Raw genomic sequence first — 1,131 nt, forward strand, 5'->3', positions numbered from 1 at the left:
GGATTGGGCGGTTTGCCTCCACGCCGCTCACCCAGGCTATATCAGCTGGGAGGAGTTCATGGCCAACCAGGGGCGACTGGCAGATAACATCTTCCGCTATGAGGCAGGACACTCTGGCGTACCGCGCAAGGGGCAGCCCTGTTACAAGGAATTGCGATCTGCGGCCGTTGCGGACGGCGCATGAGCATGCGCTACACGGGCCCGAATGCCGACTATCCGGTCTATTGCTGCCGCTCGGATCGGGACCAGCAAGGCAGTGCACTATGTCAGGAAGTCCGGGCCTTGGCGGTTGACGCGCTGGTCGAACGGATGCTCCTCGATGCCCTGGTGCCGGATCAGATTGAGATCGCACTCGCGGCGGCGGGCCAACTGGAGCAAGAGAGTCGTCAGCTCGAGCGCCAGTGGGCGCTTCGCGTGGAGCGCGCCCGCTACGAGGCCGCGCGCGCCCGGCGTCAGTATGACGCCGTCGAGCCCGAGAACCGTCTTGTGGCGCGCTCACTTGAGCGGGCTTGGGAAGAGAAGCTGCGTGTCGTCGAGACGGTCGAGCAGCAGCATGCGCGTTGGCGCGCGCAAGAGCCGCTTCTGATTGGCCCGGCGGAACGCGCAGGGCTACAAGCGCTCGGCGAGAACCTGCCGCGGATTTGGAATGCGGCCACCACGTCGGCAGCCGATCGCAAGCGCATTCTGCGATTTGTCATCCGCGAAGTCGTTCTTGATCAGAAGCGGACCCGAGGTCAGGTGTGGCTCAGGATCGTCTGGCAGACCGGCGCAACCAGCGAGCATCACGTACAACGGCGCGTTCATACCTACCGCAACTATATCGACATTGATCGGTTGCGGCGACGGATCGTCGAGTAGAATGCTGAACACAAAATGGATGGCGAGATCGCGGCAATACTCAATCAGGAAGGCTTTGTCGCGGCCCGAGGCTGCGCCTTCAAAGGCGAGAACGTCTGGCTGTTGCGCACCCGCTGGGGCATTCCCACCGTCAAAATCAACGGCGTGGACAAGAATCCGATGCGCTGGCCCGACGGCAGCTTCTCGATTCAGTGCGCAGCGGCTGAGCTTGGAGTAACCCCGCAAACAATCTTCGATTATCTTGCGCGCGGAATGCTGGCAGGTCGTCAGTTA

General features: G+C 62.2%; 1 protein-coding gene and 2 pseudogenes. All 3 read left to right on the forward strand.

Annotated features, from left to right (window positions below):
* Window positions 1-184, forward strand: a pseudogene (locus tag IVB12_RS03295) (hypothetical protein); the annotation flags it as partial.
* Window positions 181-858, forward strand: a complete 678-nt coding sequence (locus IVB12_RS03300) for a hypothetical protein (protein ID WP_247295625.1) — start codon at window positions 181-183, stop codon at window positions 856-858. The pseudogene IVB12_RS03295 and the gene IVB12_RS03300, both read left to right, overlap by 4 nt.
* 15 nt (window positions 859-873) lie before the next feature.
* A pseudogene (locus IVB12_RS03305) lies at window positions 874-1,131 on the forward strand (recombinase family protein); the annotation flags it as partial.

The organism is Bradyrhizobium sp. 179 (assembly GCF_023073535.1).
Taxonomy (GTDB): domain Bacteria; phylum Pseudomonadota; class Alphaproteobacteria; order Rhizobiales; family Xanthobacteraceae; genus Bradyrhizobium.